Genomic DNA, 23,760 nt, shown 5'->3' on the forward strand with positions numbered 1-23,760 from the left:
TTATGGATGAAATCATTGAAATTGTAGAATTCTCAGAAGTCTATGCACCTGCCTTTAAGGCACTTAATGAAGAGTGGATCATTAAGTACTTTAAAATGGAGGAAATGGATCGTGTTTCCTTAAATAATCCCCAAGCTTATATTCTGGACAAAGGCGGTTACATTGGGGTGGCCCTTCTAAATGGAGAAGCTGTTGGCGTATGCGCTCTGATTCCCAGTACGCGGGACGACTTTGATTTTGAGCTGGCCAAAATGGGCGTTTCCCCAAAGGCACAGGGCAAAGGCATTGGCAAATTGTTGGGTTTGCACATTATAGATAAAGCCAAAGCCCTTGGGTGCAAAAAACTTTATCTGGAAAGCAACCGTATCCTTAAACCTGCCTTACAGTTATACCAAAAATTGGGCTTTACCGAAATGGTTGGTGCCTCCTCGCCTTATGAGCGAAGTGATATTCAAATGGAATTGGTGTTGGAAGATTGATTTAAGGTATAAAGTTGTACAAGCTCCTTTTTACCACGTAACTGCAACTTTGCAATTTTAGATGCTCGATAAGGATCCATTGCCGGGCTCAATTTTTCCACAAGTCGTTCTGAAATTAAAATGGTTTTGCCGTACGTATTGCACTCTGCTTGAATTCTCGCAGTGGTATTCAGCACATCCCCAGTGTAGATGATTTCTTTTTTGAGACTCCCAATTTCGCCAGTGGTCACCAATCCCATATGAATTCCAGCTTTAAATACGGGGACATCCCCATAAGTTGCTTCATAATAGGACCTTTTTTGTTGAAAGGTAGCTGAGATTTCAAAAAAACAGCGGATACAGTTATTCTTGTATAATCCATTCCTCTCGGTCCAAGTGAGAACAATTTCATCTCCCACATATTGGTAAATCTCCCCTGAACATTCCAAAATCGGATTGCCCATATCGGCATAGCAATCCTTCAATAAATTAAAATATTTGGCATGGCCTATTTGCTCCGCAATGGTTGTGGAAGATTTCATGTCCAAAAACATAAAAATCCTAGTCTCCTGTTTTGGCCTGTGGTATTTCCCAAACAAAAAATTCAAAAATACATTGGGACCCAAATAAGACGAGAGTTCAGCAAACAGCATGGCGGTCACCAACCCAAAGGCAATATAAATAAAGACACTCCAAAAGGAGAAAGTGGTAAAAAAGCTTTTAAATCCGTCCAAGACCTCTTTGCTTAACGGACTTGCATCGAAACGATAGGAATTAATCGCCAAGGTGAAAAACGTAAGGAACAGGAACATAAAAATGAGATAGAACCCACTTTTCAATACCACTTTGACCCATAAGGCCCTGTTATGAAACTTTTGAGACAACCAGGACACCTCTAACCATCCGTGAACCAAACCTATGAGAAAACTGCCCGTAGAAGCGTACATCAATGAACTCTTGAAATCATATATGTTTTGGGTAGACGGATAGTGTGATGCCCTTCCCAAAATTCCCTGTTCCAAAAGGCTGTATACAATGCCGAACAAAAGCCAAATACAAGCAAAAAACAATGCCTGTTTGGCATATCTAAAGTATTTAGGGTGTACCACGGTCATCTAAAGATAGTGCATTCCAAAATAGACATATAAAAGGAGCGTACAAGGCCGCAATAGTGACCAAAAACCAAAGCCTTAAATTTTCACATCCCATTAAAAATGAGTACCTTAAAGATGTCATCATAAATTATAGAGCCATGGGAACCATTAAAAGATTGAACAAATGGGCCAATGCCCATACCTATTACCCCTTAGATCTTATTAGAGTAGCCTTAGGCGTTTTTCTTTTTATGAAAGGCGTTGAATTCATGACCAATCATGAGCAAATGGCAGAGGTGGTGAGACCCTTTCAGGAAATGCCGGGCGGCATGATTTTACTACACTATATTGCCCCTGCCCATTTTGTAGGTGGATTTTTAATTGTAGTTGGTTTACTTACCCGATGGGCCGCCCTGGCGCAAATCCCAATTCTCTTGGGAGCAGTGTTGACCAATTTCTTGGGTGTAATGAACACGAACAATCTGATATTGGCCACCATTACCTTGCTGGTCTGTATTTTCTTTTTGTTCTATGGTTCAGGCAAACATTCGGCGGACTATTACCTCAAGATGCAGAAATAACCAAGGTAGATTTATAGATTGTCCAACTGGTTGCTTTTACCATCGCTGCTGATGGTCCAAAAGAAACCGACAAAGAAAAACTGGTCTGCTGCTGGAGTAATGGCGCGCCTGTCAAAAATACCATCCACGTTCGGGGCATTAGCATACTGATAATCACTAATGTTCTTGAATCCCAATACATTATTGACCGAAAAGTATAGGATCTTTTGTTGATCTATCAAGTAGGCCCAATTGAAGCTTAGATTATTGAAAGACTTCGTCTTTTCGGCCAAAAATTCTACCGTGTTCGGATTGTTATAAGGCCTGCCCGATCCATAGGAGTACGACAATCCCACCTGAGACCGAAGCTTGGTGATAAAATATTTGGTTACAACGGACAAACTATGCTCTGGAGCAAAGTTGGGTGTAGCCCGCTCTTCAAAGTTTCGATAATCCCTTTCAGTATTCAAATACGAATAGGAAATCCAGTAATCCAATTGGCTTATGCTCTTGTTATCTCGCCAAAACACATCCAGCCCGGTAGCATAGCCACTTCCGCTATTATCAAAGCTTGAGTTGAATTGCGGCATTTCCGTATCATATTTTATCAGGTTATCATAGTCCTTGTAATACGCTTCTGCCCTAAAAGTCTTCCCATCCCCTACCCTTTGGTAATTCAAAATATAATGTGAGGTTTTTTCAGAACCAAGAGACTGACCAAACTTAACCACCTCGGAAAGTGGGTTTTGATAGAAATCCCCATAAGCCAAAGAAAATTGACCAATGTCCCCTGGCTTATAGGCTAGGGAAACCCTTGGCATTAGCTCAAAGGCATTTAGTAAGGAGCTATGCTCTACCCTGGCCCCCAATTTCATGGCAAACTGATTGCTAAGAAAAATATCAGCTTCGGTGAAGCCTGCCCACAAACGATCTTGATACTCATTGTTGAAAGTGGTGTTTTCAGGCGTACTGAAAGTTTCATCATAATTCATGGCAAAGAACTCCGATCCCAAATTGAGATTGAACCTACTACTAAAGTTCTTGTGGGCTTTTATCTTTAGGTGTGAAGCCGTTTCTTTGGTTTCTATGGCATTCTCCTGCAATCCAATGGAATTGGTATCCCAAGAAATAGCTGCCCCCGTAGTCAGGCTCCAATCGTTTTCAAAGTAGTGTTTATAGGAAGAATTGAAATATAAGTTGTTGTTCGTAAGCCCAAATCGGACAAAATCATCATAATTGATGTCCTCTTGTTCTATGTCCAAATCGGCATGGTTAAATCCAGTATACAGTTTGAACATGCTTTTATTTCCTTTGCTTCTAAAGACAGCCTCTCCGGAAATGGATTCATAGGGACTATTCCATTCAACACCTTGGTCAGAAGGAATCAAGGCCTCGTAAGGGGAAAGATTGATATAGGAGGTGTTGATGCTCAAGGACTCATCCCCCCAGATTTTGGTATGTCCTACTCCTCCTCCAACAGACATTACGGATATATCCGTCTTATCCTGGACGGGAACATCGGTGGTGTTCAATAACAACACACTGGACAATGCCTGGCCATACTCTGCGGAGTATCCCCCTGTACTAAAGGTAATTCCCTTAAAAAGAAAAGGTGAAAATCTGCCGCGGGTGGGAATATTGTTCGCTGTGGCATTAAAAGGTTGAAACACCCGAAGACCGTCTATAAAAACCTGAGTCTCTCCAGCTTCTCCCCCGCGTACAAACAATCGACCATCTTCGTTGACGGTAGTGGTACCCGGTAAAGTCTGTAAAGCCGCTACAAAATCCCCAGCGGCACCTGCTGTGGTGACAATATCCAATGGTTTCAACACGGATACCTTGGAGTTGTCCCCCGCCTCAAAAGTTCCTGCAGTGAGCGTTACCCCTGTCAATGCATTTATGGATTCCGCCAAACTAATTTTCAAATTCGTAAAATAGCTAACGTCGCCAACTTCATAATGCGGGTCGTAAGTTAACATGGAAATCACCAGGGTTTGGGTTCCAGTTTCGGTGGTTTCAAAACTAAAGGAGCCATCTTCTCCTGTAGATGCCCCATCGTAAGTACCTTCCAAATACACATTGGCCCCTACAATAGGATCATTTTTGGAATCAGTAACCAAACCTGATATGGTGGTCTGTCCCAAAAGAGTGGCCAGATTACATAAAAAAAGAAAAAATAGTAGTTGACTCTTCATGACTGTTCGTTATTTGATGCCACAAAATTGTCACTGCGCCTTTTCATAAACCAATCGGCAGTACCCAATTGTAGAATTTCAAGGACGAACTGAAACACTCTGATTCAACTGGTGTATCCAAGTGCCAATGTCCTAGAATAAACTCAGGATTTTGACCTTAGTGGTTTTAACATTAAATTTAAGTTGCTGTTAATCAACCTTTAAACCACAATCATCAAAAAATACAGTTCCATAACCGTGGTATTGTTCCTTCTAGCATTTGGGCTACAAGGACAACAAAGTGTTATTGATAGCTTACAACGCCTCTATCCATCAGCGGTCTCAGATTCTGCCCGAATCGGGATCTTAAAAAACATCTCTTGGGAATACATCAATAATCGTGGCAACGCCGATCTCGCCAAAAAACACATCGACAGTTTTCACACCATTAGCACCAAAGCAAGGATAGAATGGGGTATCTATCTCGCTTATTACCAATATGCCGTATTGGCAAGGCAAAACGGAGATTACAACCTTGCATTGGACTATATAGATAAATATCTAGACTATAAACGTAGGACAGATAAACCTTTTGAGTTGGCAAATGGGTTGTATCAAAAGGCTATAATTCTAGATGATTTGGGCAACGCAGAGAAAAGCCTGGAAATATACTATGACATCTTAAAAATATATGAAGAACATGATGACCCATTTAGCATAGCCACTATTCTTAATGCCATTGGCGAAATTCTTAAGAATACAGGCAAAAAGGCCGAAGCCATGCAATCTTACCAAGAGGCTTTGGACATCTTTACAAACTTGGGAGACAAAACGGAAATGGCCAACTGTCTCTTTAACATTGGGGATACCCATATGCAGTCCAAGGAATATCCCCTTGCCGTGGAATACTTAAATCGAGCCTTGGCTCTGGATCAAGAGACCAACAGTGAGTGGGGCATGGCCTATGATTATGAAGCTTTGGGCAAGGTCTTTGCCTTTCAGAAGGAATACAACAAGTCCTTGGAGTATCACAATAGAGCGCTGGCACTTCGTGAAAAACTGGGACAACGTATGGGTCTTTCCGAAAGCCATACGCAGATCGGGGCGGTCAACATAGCGCTCCGAAGATTTAATACCGCAGAGGAAAGTCTGCTTACTTCCGTTCAGATCGCTGAAGAAATGGGAGCCAAGGCCCAGCTTCAGAAAAACTATGGCCTACTGTCCCAGCTCTATGAAGAAAAGGGAGACTATCAAAACGCCTTGAATTTTAGAAACAAATATGTCACGGTCAAGGACAGTCTGTTCAATACCGAAAAATCCAAACAAATAGAGGAACTACAAGTACGGTTTGATACGGAGAAGAAGCAAGATGCCATTGCAGCTTTGGAAAAGGATGCGGAAATCAGCGACCTCAAACTCAAACAGCAGACCACTTTAAGAAATATTGTCATCGGTATTTCCGTAGCGGGCTTTTTGGTGCTCTTGTTTGTTTTTAACCGCTATAGACATGCGCAGCGCGTTAAGCAGGCAGACCAGGAAAAGAAAAGAGTCATTGAGGAAGAACGGAAAAGAACCGAAATAGAAAAACAACGCGTTTCGGAACTTCAAAAAATTGACAAACTCAAGGACGAGTTCCTTGCCAATACCTCCCATGAATTGCGTACCCCATTGGTTGGTATCATTGGGCTCACGGAATCCTTAAAGGATGGGATTGCGGGAAAGCTTCCAAAAACTGCCATGGATAACCTGGATATGATTGCCAATAGTGGCAGAAGATTGTCCCATTTGGTGAACGATATTTTGGATTTTTCCAAACTAAAGAACCAGGATTTGGAGCTTGCCTTGCGCCCTGTGGATGTACATGCAATCTCCAATATTGTTTTGCAGTTGTCCCAACCCTTGCTCCAAGACAAAAAAATAAAACTCATTAATTCCATTCCCAAAGAAATTCCCTTGGTTGATGCGGACGAAAATCGATTACAGCAAATCTTGCACAACCTCATTGGCAACGCCATCAAGTTTACCCCAAAGGGATATATCACCCTACTGGCGGAAACCAAAAAGGAGATGCTATCCATCATCGTTTCCGATACAGGAATTGGAATTCCCGAGGACAAGCTAGAGACCATTTTCAACTCCTTTGAGCAAGGTGATGGTTCTACCCAGAGGGAGTATGGCGGTACAGGTCTGGGTCTCTCGGTCACCAAACAATTGGTGGAACTTCACGGAGGCACCATTCAAGCAACCTCTGAACTAGGCAAGGGTTCCATTTTTACCTTTACGCTGCCATTGAGCAAAACCAAGCGGAAGGAGCTAAAAAAGAAAAACAAGTCCACCTTGGATTTTGTTCAGAACTTGAATAGTTATAAAGAAGAGGAGCATGTAAAATCAATACAGCCCGATTCCAACCATGAATCCCTAAGAATTCTTGTGGTGGATGACGAGCCTGTGAACCGACGAGTCCTGGAGAACCATTTGACCGTGGCCGGATACACCGTGGTAGAAGTAAGTTCCGGTAAAGAGGCTTTGAAAGCCATGGAATCCGAAACTCCATTTAACCTTGTTCTTCTGGATGTAATGATGCCAAGCATGTCTGGATATGAGGTCTGCAAGAAAATCAGGGAGGGTTTTCCTGCAAGTGAACTGCCCATTATTCTGCTGACTGCCAAAAATCGGGTTAATGAGTTAGTCACAGGATTTGATGCAGGAGCCAACGATTACTTGACCAAACCGTTTTCCAAAAATGAACTGCTAAGTCGCATTAAAACGCATATCAATCTCAATACCATCCATCGTGCCACTTCCAAATTTGTACCCATGGAATTTGTCCACTCCGTTGGAAAAGAATCCATTACGGATGTAAAACTCGGCGACCACATAGAAAAGAATGTAACGGTGCTGTTTAGTGATATTAGGGATTATACCCCTTTGGCGGAAACTATGACTCCTGAACAAAATTTCAAATTCGTAAATGCGTACGTTGGACGAATGGGGCCAATAATTAAGGAGAACCGTGGTTTTGTCAATCAGTATTTGGGCGATGGTATTATGGCGCTCTTCCCAGAAAATGCAGAGAATGCACTGGACGCCGCTATTGAAATGCAACGAACACTGGCGCTTTACAACAAGAGAAGAGTTGAAGAAAAGGGTTACCAGCCACTCACGGTTGGTATGGGGTTGCACTCAGGCCCCTTGGTCATGGGCATTATTGGGGACTCCAAAAGAAACGACCCTGCCGTAATTGCGGACACTGTAAACAGTGGTGCCCGAGTAGAAGGGGTCACCAAGCACTATGGTGCCAACATCATCATTAGTGAAAGTTGTCTAAAATCCATGAAGGATTCCAGCGGCTTTAATTTCAGGTATTTAGGCAAAGTAAAGGTCAAGGGCAAGCAAAAAGCGATGGGTATTTACGAGTGCATAGATGGGGATAGTATTTCCAGTATCTCCCTGAAACTGGAGACCCTCAAAGACTATAAAAAAGGAGTCAAACTATTCTTTGACCAAAAGTTTGAAGAAGCCACCGAAGCTTTTGAGGCAGTATTATCCAAAAACCCGAACGACTCCGTAGTCCAGTATTTTCAGAACAAAGCCAGCATCTATGCCATTTCTGGAGCTCCAGGCAACTGGCAATCAACTACGGTAATGGATGAGAAATAAGCATAGGCTCCCTACACTCTTTCGCTCGATAAATTAGATATCTTTCATCTACTGCCCGCTGAGCTTCTTGTATAAAGCTTTCCCAATGGGTTGGATGCATTTCAAATTGCACATCAAATCGCCCTTCCATCCTCAAATAATCAGTAATGGCGATGGAAGGTTCCCCAGAATCCAATTCCAAAGTACTTAATCCAACCGCTGTTCTATTAGGATTGTTCCTATACAGCAACCATTGACCGGAATCCACTGCTGCTTTATGGTATTGGGATGGGTGGCGCATATCAATGCCGTGAGCAGGGCTGTGGCAATACGCCAGAATTATTGACGGACCATCGTGTTGCTCCGCTTCCAAGAATGCTTTTAAAGTCTGTTCCTGATTTGCACCAATTGCCACGGAAGCTACATATACATCTTCGTAGCCCATGGCCAACATACCCAGGTCTTTCTTTTGTTTGAGCTTACCTTTTGCCGCGAACTTAGCGGAAGCTCCGAAGGGTGTTGCCTTGGACATTTGCCCTCCTGTATTGGAATAAACCTCGTTGTCCAGGACCAAAATGTTTACATTTTTGCCTGATGCCAACACATGATCCAATCCACCGTAACCAATATCATACGCCCATCCGTCCCCACCAACAATCCATACGCTTTGTTTAACCAAACTGTCCAGCAATTCCAAAAGCGCTCCTGCCTCGGATTGTTCCAATGGAGATAATAGTTTTCTTAGTTTCTCTACCCGCTGTCTTTGCTGAAGGATTTCAGCCTCTGTATTTTGCGATGCTCCCAATATCGAATCCACTAATTCGGAATCAATAACATCCCCCAACTTAAGAAGTAAATTTTTGGCCTGTTTTTCCTGATAGTCCAAGGACAAACGAAAGCCCAACCCAAATTCTGCGTTGTCCTCAAACAAGGAGTTGGACCAGGCAGGTCCCCTGCCCGCTGCATTTTTGGACCAAGGTGTGGTTGGCAAAGCTCCGCCAAAAATAGAACTTGCTCCAGTTGCATTGGCCACTAACATACGATCTCCAAATAACTGGGACAACAGTTTCAGATAAGGGGCCTCCCCACATCCATCCACTCCCATAGGGTATTTGAACAAAGGTTCTTGCAATTGTTGTTGTGAAACTTTGGCCACATCGATTTTCGTGCGATTCATTTCTTCGAGCTTGCTGAAAAATTCCCAATTTTTTCTTTCAGTTTCTGTTTTGGAAGGACTACTATTCACAACCAAAGCCTTTGCAGGACAGGCATCCACGCAATTGTTGCAGGATGTACATTGTTCGGGATTAACCTGAACGGTGTAGTTAAGCAAATCCATCCCTTCCAATTCCTCCAAAAATGGAATGGATTTAAATTTTTCAGGTGCCCCTTGTAAATGGTCAACTTCATAAGCTTTTATCCGCAATGCCCCTTGTGGACAGGCCATGCTGCAGGCTCCACATTGTGTACAAAGGTCTGTATCCCATACAGGGATTCCTTCTTTGGAGTTTCTAGTTATATAGTTTGATGTTCCGCTTTCGTAAATCCCATCCACAGGTAACATACTTGTTGGAATCTCATTCCCACGTCCCGCCAAAAGGCTGCCTAAAAGTGTATTGGCAAATGCTTCATCTTCATGTAAAAATGTTCCTTCTTTAGTCGTGTTTTCGGTGGTATCCACTAGGGCAATACTCTCCTTCAGTTCTATTGAAAATAAGCTATTGGGAAAGTCTTTTTTCATGGTAAGGTGACACGCATGCAGCGTGGAGATGGTATATCCATTTACCATAAAGCTGGCAGGTATTGCTTTTAGGTTAACCAGATATAGGTCAACATTCTTCTGTTGGATATGGTGTTGAATTTTGAAAGGGAGTTCGGCCCAAAAGGCCTCTGGTGAAAGCTCGGAATTCACAAGCAAGGTTCCTTCATGTGCTATCCGCTTCAAGGCATTATCTGATTTTAGAAATTGAACCGAATCACAGGCAACAAAATCAGCACCTTGGATAAGGTAGGGAGCTTTAATTTGATGTTTTGAAATCCGTAAATTGGAAACACTTCTAGAACTGGATTTTTTATAATCACGTTCAGTGTATCCCTGAACATTAGCATCTGTACAGCTGCCCAACAAGCTTATTCCAGCATTAAAGTGCCGTTGCGTATCCGCATTCTTGGTTTCATAAAACAAAGCTTGATAATACTTTCCCAGGATTTGCAACTCTTCCTTAATCGGAAGACTCGTCTGGGTAACATCATCCTTTATTCCAACCGTGAAATTGTTTTTTGGTTCTTCTTGTTTTAAGTTATCGAAGATGGCTTTGACCATGGATGGTGTAAATTCCTTGGAACTAAGACCATAACGTCCGCCAACCACTTTTGGAAGTATTTTAAATTTGGTTCCCAAGGATTGAACCACGGACTGAAGCACATCCAAAAACAGCGGTTCCCCAGTAGCACCTGATTCCTTGGTGCGGTCGAGAACGGCAATGGCCTTGCAACTATCAGGAAGGCTCTGAATCAAGTGTTTGGTGCTAAAAGGTCTGAAAAGACGCACCTTTACCAATCCTATTTTTTCCCCTTGCTCATTAAGCTGGTTAATGGTTTCTTCCAAGGTTTCCGTTGCAGATGCCATGGAGACAACCACTTGTTCCGCGTTAGGATGTCCCACGTAATCAAATAAGCGATAATGTCTTCCAGTAAGTTTTGCAAAATCATCCATTTGATCCTGAACGATTTGTGGGCAAGCATTGTAATAAGGATTGGCAGCTTCCCTACTTTGAAAGAAAACATCTGGCCCTTGCGAAGTTCCCCTCACAAATGGATTGTTAGGGCTGAGCGCTCTTTTCTTATGAGCTTTAATGAGTTCGTTGTTGACCATGGCATGAATCACATGATCATTGACCTTTTCAATTCTGGAAGTTTCATGGGAGGTTCTAAACCCATCAAAAAAATGAACAAAAGGAATTCTTGAAGCCAAGGTTGCAGCTTGTGAAATCAAGGCAAAGTCCATTGCTTCCTGTACAGATGCCGACCCTAAAAAGGCATATCCCGTATTACGGACTGCCATGATATCGCTGTGATCTCCAAAAACCGATAAAGCGTGTGTAGCCACTGATCTTGTGGCCACATGGATGACATTGGGTGTAAGTTCACCCGCAATTTTGTACATATTGGGCATCATCAGCAAAAGCCCTTGTGATGCCGTAAAAGTTGTGGAAAGTGCTCCAGTTTGTAACGCCCCGTGCATGGCACCCGCTACTCCACCCTCGCTTTGCATTTCAATGATGGATGGAACGCCTCCAAAAATATTCTCTTGTTCATCTGCACTCCAAGCTTCCGCCAATTCGGACATTTCCGAAGCTGGTGTGATAGGATAAATGGCACATACCTCGTTAATCCGATAAGCCACATGTGCTGCAGCTTGATTTCCATTTACGATGATGTATTGTTGTGCTTTCATGGGAGACAGATGACTAGGAAGGCGATTGGATTATGCAAGGTGAATAAGCCGCCCGTTTGGGCGGCTTATTTCAATCTTACTTTTCAAACTCGATAGAAACCGGAGTTGGGTTAGTAAGCATGTCAAACACAGGCGAGAATTGTGAAAGTGCTCGTAGTTGCTCTTCAGAAGCATCAGATTTCACTTTGAATTTTACGGTGATTCCGTTGAATCCTTTTCTAACCTCAGGATCAAGTCCCAAGAATCCGTGAAGGTCGCAACCTCCATTTAAAGAGGACTCCATACCTTCAATATCAATTCCTTGGGCAGCGGCATGGTAAACCATGGCTCCTGTAAGACAGGATCCCAAAGCATGCAATACAGTTTCGGCAGGGTTGGGTGCTTTATCCTGACCCAAAAGTACCTCTACGTGATCGGCTTCCATGGTGAAAGAATCCTTGCTTCTCTCCGTGTGCTCACTACCTACACCATAGTAATCTTTGATGCTGGTCACACAGTGACCTCCCTCAATCCAATTGGTTTTGGCTCTAAACTCAAATTTGGCCAATGATGGATCTTCTTGAACGTGATTGATGGTTTCTACCAATTGATCTACGTTTACTCCGTTTTTAATGTTTGCTGTTGTAATCATTTTTTTTGTTTTTAAGATTAATTATTTCGCATTTGCCATAGAAGATGCATCTGGCGTGCCAAAAAACATAATAATCTTATTATCAGATGATTACATAGGTTTCTTAAAAAGATTTATGTGGCGATATTTCGTAAATTAACGAAATATCGTTAGTATAATTATGAAATCTCGTGAATTTACACCGGTCTTGTTATACCCAGTGCCTTAATTTTTGAAGTTAGGGTGGTTGGAGGCAATCCAAGTAAAACTGCAGCGCCCTTTTCGCCCGATATTTTCCAGTTGGTTTTCCGTAAAGCCCTTAAAATATTTTCCTTTTCCATGGTCACCCATTCTTGCGATGTAAAAATGTAGTCCACCTCAGTGCTCTGCTCCATGACTTGCTCTTTCAAAGTATTTGGGATGATACTCTCCCAATCTACCTGCCCATTCTGGGAAACTATAATGGCGCGTTCTACCAGATTCTGCAACTCCCTAACATTTCCGGGCCACGAATAATTGAGAAAAAGCTGCTCCTCTTCTTTGGTAAGCAGATTGATCTCTTTATTGAGCTTCCCGCTGTATTGCCCCATGATCTGATTGGCGATTAAACAGACATCCGACCCCCTATCCCGCAATGCTGGAATTTGAATGGGAAACACATTGAGCCGATAGAACAAATCCTCCCTAAATTTCCCTTCCTTGGAGAATTGCAATAAGTCTCTATGGGTTGCGGCTATAATCCGTACATCCACCTTGACCGTATCCGAGCTTCCCACGGGATCAAATTCACCTTCCTGGATCACTCTTAGCAGTTTGGGTTGGAGGGCAAGTGGCAACTCCCCTATCTCATCCAAAAAGATGGTGCCCTTATCCGCTAAAAGGAATCTACCCTTTCTACTGGCAGTAGCTCCGGTAAATGCACCTTTTTCGTGACCAAAAAGTTCACTTTCTATTAGATTTTCAGGGATGGCTCCGCAATTGATCCTTATCAAGGGTTTTTCATGGCGATCACTGGCCATGTGGATGGCCCTGGCCACCAACTCCTTCCCTGTTCCTGTCTCACCTTGAATCAAAACAGTGGCTCCCGTTTGTGCCACCCGTTCTATCAAGTCCAGTACTTTTTTCATTGATCGGTGCTTGGCTATGATGCCGTAGCCACTGGTCAGTTCCTTGATTTCTTCCTGTAAATACTGGGTCTGGTTCTTCAAGGAATTGATTTTGTTTTCCGCCTGTAATCGCTCATCTATGTTTCTAAGGATAAGGGTGTAGAACGATTTTTTTTCGTTACCGTATCTACTTATAGTGCCTTCATTGAGGGTTGTTGTTTCCTTGGAGCCAATCACCTTGACGACCTTGGGCAGATAGGTATTCATACTTTTCCCTTCACCATCCAAATCCTCTGTTACCAATTTTTCCAGCAGATGCGCGCTTTCCTCGTCCATAAAAAACAGAATGTTTCTCTGGATGACATCCTCATTTTCAAGAATTTCCTTAGCTGACGCATTGGCGACCAAAATCCTAAAGTTGCTATCGAACATGATTATGGCATCCATGGCACCATTGATCAAACCCATCATCTTGGAATTGGCCAGTTCCAAATCCCGTTTGGACACCGTCAACCGCTCTTGAATAATATCAAGTTCCCTGTGTCTTTTGATCAAAACGGACAAAATCCCCTGGGCAAATCCTCTATCTGCAGTTATCAATTCCACAAAATGAGCGGTCCCAAGTTTTAAAAGGGTGGTTTCCTCCATTGCCGTTACCGAAGCAGAACGAGGCTCATCATCAATAAGGGCATACTCACCAAAACATTCAGATTGAGATAGTGTAATATATAGGTGATCCTTGTCATGTACTTTTACCTTGCCCTCGTAAATAACATACATGGCATCACCAACATCACCCTTTTGGATAATGCAGTCATGAGCATCAAAATGTTCCTTTTGGAGATGTTTGCAGAGCTGTTGCAACGAGGACTTCCCAACTTCTGAAAAGAAAGTCACTTGCTTTAGGAAATCCACCCATTGCTGTTGATTTAGATCTGAATCGGTCATGCTGTAATTGGCTGGTTAGGTACCAATTAAATATACGGTTTTGAATCCAAAGACAAATACTTGTCCATGGTTCCCAACTGAATTTGATGGAACTCCCATTTTATAGTTTTATAGTATAAATATTACTGATGGTTTTTTATACATTTATATCTAAAACTTATATTAATGACCATTACCCAATTGCAATATGTCCTGGCAGTTGCCGAACATAAAAATTTCACCCTTGCTGCCGAAAAGAGTTATGTTACCCAACCTACGCTGAGCATGCAGGTTCAGAAATTGGAGGACGAATTGGACATTTTGATATTTGATCGGGGCAAAAAACCCATAACCATCACCGAAGTAGGCCAAAAAATTGTGGCCCAGGCCAAAAACATTGTGGCTGAAGCCGAACGCATCAAGGATATCGTTGATCAGGACAAAGGTTTTATAGGTGGGGATTATACCATTGGAATTATACCGACGGTTATGCCCACTTTGCTTCCCATGTTCCTGAATACTTTTATCAAGAAATATCCCAAGGTCAACCTGATTATAAAGGAACAACCAACGGAGGCTTTGATTCGGAATATATTGGATGGGCATTTGGATGCAGGAATAGCGGCCACGCCCCTTGAAATTGAATTTATAAAGGAACGCCCGTTGTATTACGAACCTTTTGTGGGTTATGTCCCAAGCAACCACCGTTTGGCAAGCCATAAAGAATTGGGTACTGAGGATTTGGATGTCAATGATATCCTCTTGCTACAGGATGGCCATTGCTTTAGGGACGGGGTAATCAATCTTTGCAAAACACCCAAGAACCATCAAGAGGAACATTTTAAAATTGAAAGTGGAAGCTTTGAAACCTTGGTGAGTCTTTCGGACGAAGGGATGGGAATGACACTGTTGCCCTACTTGAATACCTTGGAATTGGATTCAAAAAAAATTAACCAATTGCGTCCGTTCAGAAATCCATCACCTGCCAGGGAAATAAGTTTGATCTACCACAAAAGCGAATTGAAGATTCAAATAACGGAGGCGTTGAAAGAGGTAATCTCCAGCATCGTAAAAGGGGCCATTGCCTTTCAGGATGTTAAAATTATAAGTCCTTTGGCCAAATAAGGAATGTATGGCCAAAATAATTTTGGAAAGTAGTAATAAAAGAAAGAGCCGTTTCAAATAAAACGGCTCTTTCTTGTTACGCTTTTATCAACAGTAACGTCGGTTGCAATTCTGGTTTATCCAATAAAAAATATTGCAACCAGATTTTAAGTTCTTCAATTTCACTTGGTAATAACCTTGAAACGGCTTTTTTGAGTTCTTTAGCGAATAGCTTAGCATCAAAACTAACCTTTTGCAGGACGGTTTTGGTGTAATCTAACATTGCTCTTGGCATATAACTATGATTTGGATTAAAAGGTTGTCCACCTAAATTATGAAAAAAACACGGAGCAAAGCATGAGCTCTGAGTTAAAAATTAAATAATTTCGTGTTAAAATCGATAAAACGTAAAATGTACCGCTCATACAATCAAGGAGTTAACTATCTAGTAGTCAAAAGTTTCGTAGTCTTTTTCTTGCTTGTTAGCTGCTCTTCCTCCCGTTTTGCAACTTTTGAATCCAAATTGGAATCTTCACCGCTTAACCGTTCTTTCCACAGTTTGGTTGTTTTTAATATCGATAAGCAAAAGGAAGTTTACAACCACCTTGGCGACCGGTATTTTACTCCTGCCAGTAACACCAAAATTGTAACCCTTTATACCGGCACTAAATTTTTACCACAGCAAGTCCCAACATTGAAGTACATCTCCCAAAATGATACCCTATACTTTGAAGGAACGGGAGATCCCAGCGTGCTTCACCCGTATTTTAAGGACAGTACCGCCATCGATTTAATTGAGAAACACAACACCGTTCTTTGGCACCCGTATAATGCTTCCGAGGACAGATATGGGCCTGGTTGGGCTTGGGAAGACTTTGACACCTATTTCTCCCCGGAAAAAAGTGCACTTCCATTATATGGTAATGTGGTGACCTTGTTTAACGTTCCAACATTTAAAGCATCTCCTGTATTGTTTTCGGATAACGTTCAAATTAAAGAGACGCAATTCCGAAGGGAAGAGTTCCAGAATCAATTTTATCTGAATCCTAGAATCACAGACACCATAGAAGTTCCATTTATAATCGATATTGATATCACCCAGCGGTTATTACAGGATATTTTGGGAAAGGATGTTGCTTTGGTTGATGAATTTCCGCAAGGGCCCAAGGAAATTTTGTACGGAATTCCCATGGATTCCATTTACAAACGGATGATGCATAAAAGCGACAATTTTTTAGCGGAGCAAATCCTAATGCTGGCCTCCTCTACCCTCTCGGATACCTTGAGCACCAAAACTGCCATAAATACAATGTTGGACGAGCATTTGAGCGACTTGCCTCACAAGCCGCGATGGGTTGATGGTTCCGGACTATCCCGCTACAACCTTTTTACACCCAATTCCCTGGTGCATATTTTGAAAAAATTACACAACGAAATCCCCGAAGAGCGTTTGTTCCAACTTTTTCCTATGTGGGATGCCACGGGTACCGTGGACACTTGGGAGCACCCAAGTCTACAACCCTTTATTTTTGCGAAATCCGGTTCTTTTGGGAATCATTACAACCTTAGTGGGTACATCAAGACCAAATCGGGATCAGTATTCATTTTCAGTTTTATGAACAACCATTTTAGAGTACCATCGCATGACATCCGTACGTATATCTTTGAAACCCTTAAGTCAATTCATGAGAAGTATTGACTTTTTCTCGATTGACCAATCCTCCGAATTTTTGCATTAGCAGTTGCAGTTTAGGAGAAATGTAGGTTTCGCAGAAAGGTTTGTTGGGGTTGTTGAAATAATAATCATGAAACTGGACTTCGGAGGGTTTAAAGTTTCCAAAACGGAACACTTTCGTTATTATTTTCTCTTCAAAACCCTGCTGTAGCTCTTCCAAGATGGTTTTGGATTCGATTATTTCTTCTTGCGTAAAAGGGTAAATGGCAGATCGGTATTTTTTCCGAAAGGAATGATCGCTTGTACTCTTATGTGTATGTAGGTGGATGGCTATCAAATCTTTCAACGGAATCAGCTCTGGATTGTAGTGGACAATCACCGCTTCTGAAAAAGCATTTAATTCAAGTTGTGGGGAAACAAAACCCTGTTCCACTTTTTCCACACCCATCAAGGACTGAAAAACAGCTTCGGTGCACCAGTGACACCCCCCTCCCAAGGCAATTTTCTTGATATTCATGCCAAATTGGTCGTAAAACTACTAATCGAATAACTTATGAATTTGGGCATATTGCAAGAGCATAATGGTTTTGGCATCCCGAATTTCACCAGTTCCCATCATTTCAAGAGCCTGCTTAAATGGCATTTCCAACACTTCAATGTTCTCGGTCTCATCTTCAGCGCCGCCACCCTCGCCTACTTTCATTTCCTCATGGTATTGCCCAATAAAAAAGTACAGAATTTCCGTGACCGAACCTGGGGACATATAAGACTCAAATACCTTTTCAATTGTATCAATCTTGTAGCCTGTTTCTTCCTCCACTTCCATTCGGATGGTCTGTTCCGCATTGCCCTTTTCCAAAATACCGGCACAGGCTTCAATCATCATCCCATTGGTATTGCCATTCAAATAGGTAGGCATTCGAAATTGGCGCGTCAATACCACCGATTTCTTTTCCTTATTATATAATAATATTACGGCGCCGTTACCACGATCATAGGCCTCCCTAATCTGGGTTTCCCATGCGCCATCTTCCCGATGGTATTCAAAAGTGACCTTGTTGAGGATATACCAATTGTCCGAGAGCAATTCTTTGCTCACGTTTCTTACGGTTCCATTTTTCATAGGTTACGGGTTATGGGTTGCGGGTTGCGGGTTGCGAGTTGCGAGTTGCGAGTTGCACGGAAGTAAAATTTTAGATTAAACGGATGCTGCATTGTTCAAATATCGGCGAAAGGGGAGCATCTCCAAATAAACTATTTTAATTTTCTCTTTAAAATCGTCCTGTAACACTTCTTCCCTTTTCATCTCATGCACCACGGCAAAGGTCTTGTTTCGCAGAAGGTCAATATGTGGATGATCATTTGTAAATCCTTTGGGGGCATTGGTCAATTTTTCATCCTCGTATAAACTCCCAAAAAGTTCCTTAAAACTTGGTCTGTCCAAAATCTCCTGTAGTTCCTCTCCATTGTAATCAATCCCATCGCGAATACTACGAAGGGTTTTAGGGTCTGGACGCCAAAATCCCCCTGCCAACAAACATTGTTTTTCCCCAACCTCTATGTAAAAATCTGCCGTATTGGGCGCTTTGTCCAAACCTGCTCCAAAGTGGTCTTTATAAACAGGCTTATGCGGATGGAACATTAAGTTGTTGTTGATTCGGTTGATGCCTTTTTTACCTGGGGTCGGGTAATAATCATTATGTAAGTGCGACATCGTCAAGTCCAAATCATCCAACCAAACAACGAATTCATTCCGTAAAGTTCTATACCACTTTCGGTTGACATCCATCCACTCTTTGGAGTTGTTTTTTTGAAGTTGGGTCAGGAAGTCGAATAGTTCTGAAAAGTCCATTCACAGTTATTGAAGGACTAAAATAAAACTATTTTGCGCTTGTCTAATATCTTTTGTCTTGCGTCTTCTGTCTAGAACCGATTATCCCCCATCACAATATCACCCAGACCACCTAAAATGCTTCCTTCCCCTTTGTCTTTTCCTCCACGGGGAATTGAAGCCAATACTCTTCCGGCCAATCTGCTAAAGGGTAGGGATTGCACATAGACGGTTCCAGGCCCGCGCAAGGTGGCAAAGAAAAGTCCCTCACCGCCAAACACGGTATTCTTAATACCACCCACAAACTCAATATTATAGTCAACAGTGTGGGAGAAGCCCACTATACATCCAGTGTCCACTTTTAGTACCTCCCCAGGAGCCAGTTCTTTTTTGGCCATGGTTCCACCTGCATGTACAAAAGCCAATCCATCACCTTCCAATTTTTGCATGATAAAACCTTCGCCGCCAAATAAGCCACGCCCCAGTCGTTTGGAAAATTCAATTCCGACGGATACCCCCTTGGCTGCGCATAAAAAGGCGTCTTTTTGACAAATGAATTTACCCCCTTTTTCAGATAAGTCTATGGGCAAAATTTTTCCCGGATAGGGAGAAGCAAAGCTCACTTTCTTCTTGCCTTGTCCAATATTTAAAAAGGCCGTCATAAACAAACTTTCGCCTGTCAATAACCTTTTACCTGCAGAGAACAGTTTCCCAAGTACTCCGGAATCCTGACCTGAGCCATCTCCAAAAATGGTATCCATTTTAATGTCAGTATCCATCATCATAAAGCTTCCGGCCTCTGCCACTACAGCTTCTTGGGGGTCAAGTTCAATCTCCACATATTGCATTTCCTCCCCGTAAATGTCATAATCTATTTCGTGTGCGTTCATCTCTTTGGTTTGAATTTAAATGTCTGTTAGAAAAATTTACTTCTAGATTTGTTCTTCTATATGTTATAAGTTGTTCAATTTTGGATTATGTTACACCGATACTTGTTATGGGGCAAAACTTATTCGATTTAAATGATTTACGCAGCATCAGTGAGTATTAAAAACAGTATTTATGGTTAAGGGGGTGATTTTTGATTTTAATGGCACTTTATTTTTTGACACTCATCTTCACAATCAGGCATGGGATATTTTTTTGGATAAACATTCCTTAAAGTTAAGCGATAAGGAAAAAGATCAAAAAATTCACGGTAAAAACAATCAAGAAATATTGACCCATCTCTTTTCCAAAGAGTTGACTCTGGATGACATTAAAAAACTAAGTGTTGAAAAGGAGGATATTTACCAAACACTTTGCTTAAAGTCTGAGTTGCAGTTGGCACCAGGAGCCGTCAACTTTATAGCATACTTGGCTGACAAAGGAATACCTTATACGATTGCAACAGCATCAGACCTCTATAATCTGGAGTTTTACTTTGAGTATTTGAATCTTGCCAAATATTTTGATTTCTCCCAAATTGTCTATAGCGACGGTACCGTTAAAAGTAAGCCGAACCCAGAAATTTTCATTAAGGCTATGCAGACCATCGGAGTCCATCCAAATTCGACCCTTATATTTGAGGATTCCTCATCAGGTATTACCGCGGCGGAAAATTCAAAAGCTGAAAAGATCGTAATTGTCAATTCAGTCAATGGAGATTATAGCCATTGGAACCATCCCATAATATCAGATTTCACGGAGTTAGACCAGAACATCCTTGAAATTTGACCTATGGAGCACACCAGCCCAAACTTCTGTTCCTATATTATTTCTCCCCAATACAAATGAGTTGCTTCAATGTTCTATGGTAGAGCTTCCCGTTAGCATATGAAGGTGTATTAACGGACCACGACTTTCCCTTGGGACCCAAATCATTTAAGCTTATCAAAGCACTTTCATCAAAAACATCTGTTGTTGTATCTATGCAGTACACCACTCCCAACATGGTGGTGAAGTAAATCTTCCCGTTCACAACAATGGGATTGCCATTAAAATTCCAGTGCCAACCATCCCTACGAGATCTTTTATCATTGGAGACATCCAAACCTCTACTATTAATGGTTTCCGTAGTAAGTTCTTGGTTCCAGATATAGGATTTGGTTCCACCTTTATATGACACTTGCACCGGAAGCTGCAAATATTCAGCCTTCCCAGACTTTAAATCTACCCTGGCCATTGTATAATCAGGACCAATATTCTTGCGATAGTTCCCTGATTTGAAACAAAGAAAGTACAGTTTGTCCTCCACAATGATGTTGGTGAACCAAGCTGGGAACACATTGATTCCCAAATCTTTTTGGATATCCACGTTATTTTGGAGGGTATAAGAACCTTGGGCAGTATCATACATTCTAACATCTGCATTCGCAGTCAAAGACACTTTTCGTTGAAGTTTCCCGCTTTTGGAATCCACCAAATGAACCACACATTCCTTTTCCGTATACCAGACTGCGTAATCTTCGTTCCAAGTGGCATTGTACAGGGCGAGACCTTCATCTGCATCATATTTCCATATCCGATTTCCATTATCCAAGTCGATTAGGGAATATCCAACAGGGGTTTCGGGAACGTCATGGTGCCCTCCCCTACCAATTAAAGCTGCTTGTTTTCCTTCAAGGGTTGTGGACATTATAGGAGTATTGTAATGCGTAAGGCCATCTTCCGATATCCATCGTTGTTCACCTGTTTTTTTGTCTATACCGTATAAGTAGTTCCAACCGTGAACCCGTTCCCCATCTTTTTTCCAGTAGGTCTCCATATTTATCACCAAGTCCTTTGTTAAAAAGGGTTCAAACTGTTTATTGAATGGAAAATGTACCCCGTCCAACTCCTCTACCGGATTCCAAGTTCTTTCCCAAATCAGGTTACCCTTAAAATCAAAGCAGCTTAGATTACCACTGGCATTGTAGAACCAAACATTTTTACCGTCGGTTACTGGCCCCGGGGTAGAGGAATCGCTAAAACCGTACATATATTCACTTTGGGCACTCCCTTTCAGCTCCCTTTCCCAAAGGATCTTCCCATCCTTCGCATCTATACATAAGGCCAAAACATTCGCTCCTTTTATGGGTTGCCCCTCTTTTACCTCAAAAATGGGGCTCATAACTGTCAAGAAAATGGTATCCTCCCAAACAGTTATCCCGCTCTGACCACCTTCCGGTAATTCCGCTGTCCACAGAACGTTTTTCCCGGTGGTCACACTGAATTCGGTGGGTACTTTGGCTTCTGTTTTTATCATCCAGTTGCCGTTGGGTCCTGCAGGTTGCGGCCAGTTATCGCTTTTTTGGGCTTGCAAAATCGTGCAGCAGGATAAGGAAAGTGCAAGGGATAAAGTTTTGATCATATTATAGGTTATATAGGAAATTTTATTTGACCACAAAGGTTTCCTTCCAGGAAATCGGGTTTCCCTGTGCGGTAAACCCCTCGAAGGATACTTCATAGGTACCCAACACGTCCGAGGTGTAGAATTCCAAAGAGGAGCTGTCCGAGTCCAAATTCACTTGGGGCAACCATAACAACTGTTCCCTAAAATCGGGGATTTGATCCGTGTCTGATCTTGTGGCTTGATGGTATTTTTGGTTGAAGTACTTTTTTGTAGGCAAAGGAGCAAATAGTTCCACAACCTTGATGTAATCCCTGTTGAATTCCTCCGGAAAGCTGCCTTCCAATGTTTCCATAGCTATGATTCCATTATAAATAATGGAGTTTACCACACAATCTTCCCGAGAGATGTGGATTCGTTTGATTCTTTTGGCATCAAAATCAATGACATCCGAATGGTTTTGTATCAACAACCCGTCCATCAGCACCAAGGGCAAAAGATTTGAGGCTATGTCATAGTCTCCGCTCCTAACTTTAAGGACTTCATGCCCATCATTTTGCTTTAACACCCATACATGCTCCAAGACTTCGGATGCCGTCTCCCTAACCGTTGAAAATCGGGTATAATCATCCAAATCATATATTTTGGAGTAGGTTCTATAAATGGGTAATGTCTGTGATATGGGAACTACAGTATCCTGTTTTAATTCGATAAAGGCATTTTCTACTTGATTATGAACACTCCGCTTCAAAATCAAATCCGTCATCTTTGGTGATATCTGTAGCTTGTTGAATTGTAGGGCTCCATAGTCTATAGAAGGTTGTTCATTGATTTGAAGATCGTATTTATCCCTATTCTCGCCCAAAATTTGAACATGTGCCTTGCTGTTCAAGTACTCTTGGTTTAGATTAAAATAAAAATCCCCAGCGGAATTGGTTCTAGTTAGTTTAAGGACAAACTGCTTCCCCGGAATGGATAATGCCACCTCCTCTTCTTCCAGTGCAAAACCCGGATCCTTGGGAGTGATAGTTCCTGAAATCAATTCACCCCTCAGTTCCGGTAAATGACTTGGGGTTTCTAAACTTGCTTTCCCAACAGATTGTGAGTTGTGTTTTTTTACATACGACTGGGCTGAAGACAACTCTGGCCCTCCCAAAGAATCGATTTTGCGAATGGAAACCGAGTAGCTCCCGTTCAGTACTTCTTTTTGGAGCGACCTCAATACCAACAACCCCCGCTCCCGGGTACTGAATTCTTTTTTGCTCAATTCAAAAGAGAAGAATGGGTTGGGTTCCAAATTCTCCTTTAGGGTTGTGTGCTCAATTGTCTTTATGGATGGTGAAATGGAATCCTGTATTTTTTGCACAATGGCCTGCTGATCACTTTGGAATGGGTTGATCAGACCAATGTCACTTTTATAAAAGTGGTTCAATCCAAAATTTTTCATCCATTGGGTATATCCAATAAGTTTATAGTTTCCCGAAGGTACAGTTACCGGAATAAAAAACTCACCCTGACCCACACCATTCTTCAGTCTAATCTTATGGCGGAAAATTATATCCCCATTCTCCCCAATCAATTCCACATAGGCCATTTTACTAAAAGTGCTAAGGGTGTTGGATTCAGATTTTAAAGCATATACTTTATAGTATAACTGTTCCCCTGTAAACAATAAGGATTTGTTGGTGTGGAGGTACACCATTTCCTGATGGGTTTGGTTCGAGACCAATTTTTTTCCAATATTATTAGATGTGGTTGCTTGACCACTAGTGAGGCTGGGAATCAATAGCATGAAGCCTATAATCCAAATCTGTA

General features: G+C 42.0%; 18 protein-coding genes. 6 read left to right on the forward strand and 12 right to left on the reverse strand.

What is annotated here, in order from left to right:
- Window positions 1-2 precede the first annotated feature (2 nt).
- The gene (locus ACRHOZ_RS02465; protein ID WP_431121981.1) at window positions 3-479 is read left to right on the forward strand and encodes a GNAT family N-acetyltransferase; all 477 of its coding nucleotides are present in this window, start codon (window positions 3-5) and stop codon (window positions 477-479) included.
- Here ACRHOZ_RS02465 and ACRHOZ_RS02470 read toward each other — a convergent pair.
- Window positions 452-1,573 (reverse strand): adenylate/guanylate cyclase domain-containing protein, encoded by a 1,122-nt coding sequence (locus ACRHOZ_RS02470; RefSeq protein WP_431121984.1) that lies wholly within the window; start codon window positions 1,571-1,573, stop codon window positions 452-454. The genes ACRHOZ_RS02465 and ACRHOZ_RS02470 overlap by 28 nt on opposite strands.
- A 137-nt stretch (window positions 1,574-1,710) precedes the next feature.
- On the opposite strand from ACRHOZ_RS02470, the gene ACRHOZ_RS02475 reads away from it, so the two are divergent.
- Window positions 1,711-2,133, forward strand: a complete 423-nt coding sequence (locus ACRHOZ_RS02475) for a DoxX family protein (protein WP_420400150.1) — start codon at window positions 1,711-1,713, stop codon at window positions 2,131-2,133.
- Between the two features lie 11 nt (window positions 2,134-2,144).
- Here the strand turns inward: ACRHOZ_RS02475 and ACRHOZ_RS02480 are convergent, their stop codons facing one another.
- Window positions 2,145-4,307 (reverse strand): TonB-dependent receptor, encoded by a 2,163-nt coding sequence (locus tag ACRHOZ_RS02480; protein WP_431121986.1) that lies wholly within the window; start codon window positions 4,305-4,307, stop codon window positions 2,145-2,147.
- Between the two features lie 243 nt (window positions 4,308-4,550).
- Between ACRHOZ_RS02480 and ACRHOZ_RS02485 the strand changes: the two genes are divergently transcribed.
- On the forward strand, window positions 4,551-7,946 hold the full coding sequence (locus tag ACRHOZ_RS02485; protein ID WP_431121989.1) for an ATP-binding protein: 3,396 nt from the start codon (window positions 4,551-4,553) through the stop codon (window positions 7,944-7,946).
- Here the strand turns inward: ACRHOZ_RS02485 and ACRHOZ_RS02490 are convergent.
- From ACRHOZ_RS02490 to ACRHOZ_RS02500, 3 genes are all read right to left on the reverse strand, one after another.
- Window positions 7,924-11,382 (reverse strand): 4Fe-4S binding protein, encoded by a 3,459-nt coding sequence (locus tag ACRHOZ_RS02490; RefSeq protein WP_431121991.1) that lies wholly within the window; start codon window positions 11,380-11,382, stop codon window positions 7,924-7,926. The two genes, ACRHOZ_RS02485 and ACRHOZ_RS02490, sit on opposite strands and share 23 nt — an antisense overlap.
- A gap of 76 nt (window positions 11,383-11,458) precedes the next feature.
- On the reverse strand, window positions 11,459-12,013 hold the full coding sequence (locus ACRHOZ_RS02495; RefSeq protein WP_420400154.1) for an OsmC family protein: 555 nt from the start codon (window positions 12,011-12,013) through the stop codon (window positions 11,459-11,461).
- Window positions 12,014-12,189: 176 nt separating this feature from the next.
- A complete protein-coding gene (locus ACRHOZ_RS02500; protein ID WP_431121993.1) occupies window positions 12,190-14,046 on the reverse strand; it encodes a sigma 54-interacting transcriptional regulator in 1,857 nt (618 codons plus the stop codon).
- A gap of 165 nt (window positions 14,047-14,211) precedes the next feature.
- Here ACRHOZ_RS02500 and ACRHOZ_RS02505 point away from each other — a divergent pair, with 165 nt between their 5' ends.
- Window positions 14,212-15,150, forward strand: coding sequence for a LysR substrate-binding domain-containing protein (locus ACRHOZ_RS02505; protein WP_431121995.1), 939 nt, complete (start codon window positions 14,212-14,214; stop codon window positions 15,148-15,150).
- 76 nt (window positions 15,151-15,226) lie between these two features.
- Here ACRHOZ_RS02505 and ACRHOZ_RS02510 read toward each other — a convergent pair whose 3' ends face one another.
- Window positions 15,227-15,424, reverse strand: a complete 198-nt coding sequence (locus ACRHOZ_RS02510; RefSeq protein ID WP_431121997.1) for a hypothetical protein — start codon at window positions 15,422-15,424, stop codon at window positions 15,227-15,229.
- 117 nt (window positions 15,425-15,541) lie between these two features.
- Between ACRHOZ_RS02510 and ACRHOZ_RS02515 the strand changes: the two genes are divergently transcribed.
- The gene (locus tag ACRHOZ_RS02515; RefSeq protein WP_431121999.1) at window positions 15,542-16,828 is read left to right on the forward strand and encodes a D-alanyl-D-alanine carboxypeptidase; all 1,287 of its coding nucleotides are present in this window, start codon (window positions 15,542-15,544) and stop codon (window positions 16,826-16,828) included.
- Here the strand turns inward: ACRHOZ_RS02515 and ACRHOZ_RS02520 are convergent.
- From ACRHOZ_RS02520 to ACRHOZ_RS02535, 4 genes are all read right to left on the reverse strand, one after another.
- Window positions 16,803-17,321, reverse strand: a complete 519-nt coding sequence (locus ACRHOZ_RS02520) for a peptide-methionine (S)-S-oxide reductase (protein WP_431122002.1) — start codon at window positions 17,319-17,321, stop codon at window positions 16,803-16,805. The two genes, ACRHOZ_RS02515 and ACRHOZ_RS02520, sit on opposite strands and share 26 nt — an antisense overlap.
- A 21-nt stretch (window positions 17,322-17,342) precedes the next feature.
- Window positions 17,343-17,927, reverse strand: a complete 585-nt coding sequence (gene nudK, locus ACRHOZ_RS02525; protein ID WP_431122004.1) for a GDP-mannose pyrophosphatase NudK — start codon at window positions 17,925-17,927, stop codon at window positions 17,343-17,345.
- Between the two features lie 75 nt (window positions 17,928-18,002).
- The gene (locus tag ACRHOZ_RS02530) at window positions 18,003-18,656 is read right to left on the reverse strand and encodes a DUF2461 domain-containing protein (protein WP_431122006.1); all 654 of its coding nucleotides are present in this window, start codon (window positions 18,654-18,656) and stop codon (window positions 18,003-18,005) included.
- 71 nt (window positions 18,657-18,727) lie between these two features.
- Window positions 18,728-19,525, reverse strand: coding sequence for a TIGR00266 family protein (locus ACRHOZ_RS02535; RefSeq protein ID WP_420400161.1), 798 nt, complete (start codon window positions 19,523-19,525; stop codon window positions 18,728-18,730).
- Between the two features lie 172 nt (window positions 19,526-19,697).
- Here ACRHOZ_RS02535 and ACRHOZ_RS02540 point away from each other — a divergent pair, with 172 nt between their 5' ends.
- A complete protein-coding gene (locus ACRHOZ_RS02540) occupies window positions 19,698-20,351 on the forward strand; it encodes an HAD family hydrolase (protein ID WP_431122009.1) in 654 nt (217 codons plus the stop codon).
- A gap of 37 nt (window positions 20,352-20,388) precedes the next feature.
- On the opposite strand, the gene ACRHOZ_RS02545 is transcribed toward ACRHOZ_RS02540, so the two are convergent.
- Both ACRHOZ_RS02545 and ACRHOZ_RS02550 read right to left on the reverse strand, forming a co-directional pair.
- Window positions 20,389-21,966, reverse strand: a complete 1,578-nt coding sequence (locus tag ACRHOZ_RS02545) for a PQQ-binding-like beta-propeller repeat protein (RefSeq protein ID WP_431122012.1) — start codon at window positions 21,964-21,966, stop codon at window positions 20,389-20,391.
- A gap of 22 nt (window positions 21,967-21,988) precedes the next feature.
- Window positions 21,989-23,647 carry a hypothetical protein gene (locus tag ACRHOZ_RS02550; RefSeq protein ID WP_431122013.1) on the reverse strand — a complete coding sequence of 553 codons (1,659 nt, stop codon included), beginning with the start codon at window positions 23,645-23,647 and terminating at the stop codon, window positions 21,989-21,991.
- Between the last annotated feature and the right edge of the window lie 113 nt (window positions 23,648-23,760).

The sequence above is a fragment of the Flagellimonas flava genome (assembly GCF_050617915.1).
Taxonomy (GTDB): Bacteria; Bacteroidota; Bacteroidia; order Flavobacteriales; family Flavobacteriaceae; genus Flagellimonas; species Flagellimonas flava_A.

Excerpts from the sequence above, each read along its gene's own strand:
- ACRHOZ_RS02465 (WP_431121981.1), top strand. The coding sequence starts at position 3 with ATGGATGAAATCATTGAAATTGTAGAATTCTCAGAAGTCTATGCACCT.
- ACRHOZ_RS02470 (WP_431121984.1), bottom strand. The coding sequence starts at position 1,573 with ATGACCGTGGTACACCCTAAATACTTTAGATATGCCAAACAGGCATTG.
- ACRHOZ_RS02475 (WP_420400150.1), top strand. The coding sequence starts at position 1,711 with ATGGGAACCATTAAAAGATTGAACAAATGGGCCAATGCCCATACCTAT.
- ACRHOZ_RS02480 (WP_431121986.1), bottom strand. The coding sequence starts at position 4,307 with ATGAAGAGTCAACTACTATTTTTTCTTTTTTTATGTAATCTGGCCACT.
- ACRHOZ_RS02490 (WP_431121991.1), bottom strand. The coding sequence starts at position 11,382 with ATGAAAGCACAACAATACATCATCGTAAATGGAAATCAAGCTGCAGCA.
- ACRHOZ_RS02495 (WP_420400154.1), bottom strand. The coding sequence starts at position 12,013 with ATGATTACAACAGCAAACATTAAAAACGGAGTAAACGTAGATCAATTG.
- ACRHOZ_RS02500 (WP_431121993.1), bottom strand. The coding sequence starts at position 14,046 with ATGACCGATTCAGATCTAAATCAACAGCAATGGGTGGATTTCCTAAAG.
- ACRHOZ_RS02505 (WP_431121995.1), top strand. The coding sequence starts at position 14,212 with ATGACCATTACCCAATTGCAATATGTCCTGGCAGTTGCCGAACATAAA.
- ACRHOZ_RS02510 (WP_431121997.1), bottom strand. The coding sequence starts at position 15,424 with ATGCCAAGAGCAATGTTAGATTACACCAAAACCGTCCTGCAAAAGGTT.
- ACRHOZ_RS02515 (WP_431121999.1), top strand. The coding sequence starts at position 15,542 with ATGTACCGCTCATACAATCAAGGAGTTAACTATCTAGTAGTCAAAAGT.
- ACRHOZ_RS02520 (WP_431122002.1), bottom strand. The coding sequence starts at position 17,321 with ATGAATATCAAGAAAATTGCCTTGGGAGGGGGGTGTCACTGGTGCACC.
- nudK (WP_431122004.1), bottom strand. The coding sequence starts at position 17,927 with ATGAAAAATGGAACCGTAAGAAACGTGAGCAAAGAATTGCTCTCGGAC.
- ACRHOZ_RS02530 (WP_431122006.1), bottom strand. The coding sequence starts at position 18,656 with ATGGACTTTTCAGAACTATTCGACTTCCTGACCCAACTTCAAAAAAAC.
- ACRHOZ_RS02535 (WP_420400161.1), bottom strand. The coding sequence starts at position 19,525 with ATGAACGCACACGAAATAGATTATGACATTTACGGGGAGGAAATGCAA.
- ACRHOZ_RS02540 (WP_431122009.1), top strand. The coding sequence starts at position 19,698 with ATGGTTAAGGGGGTGATTTTTGATTTTAATGGCACTTTATTTTTTGAC.
- ACRHOZ_RS02545 (WP_431122012.1), bottom strand. The coding sequence starts at position 21,966 with ATGATCAAAACTTTATCCCTTGCACTTTCCTTATCCTGCTGCACGATT.
- ACRHOZ_RS02550 (WP_431122013.1), bottom strand. The coding sequence starts at position 23,647 with ATGGTGTACCTCCACACCAACAAATCCTTATTGTTTACAGGGGAACAG.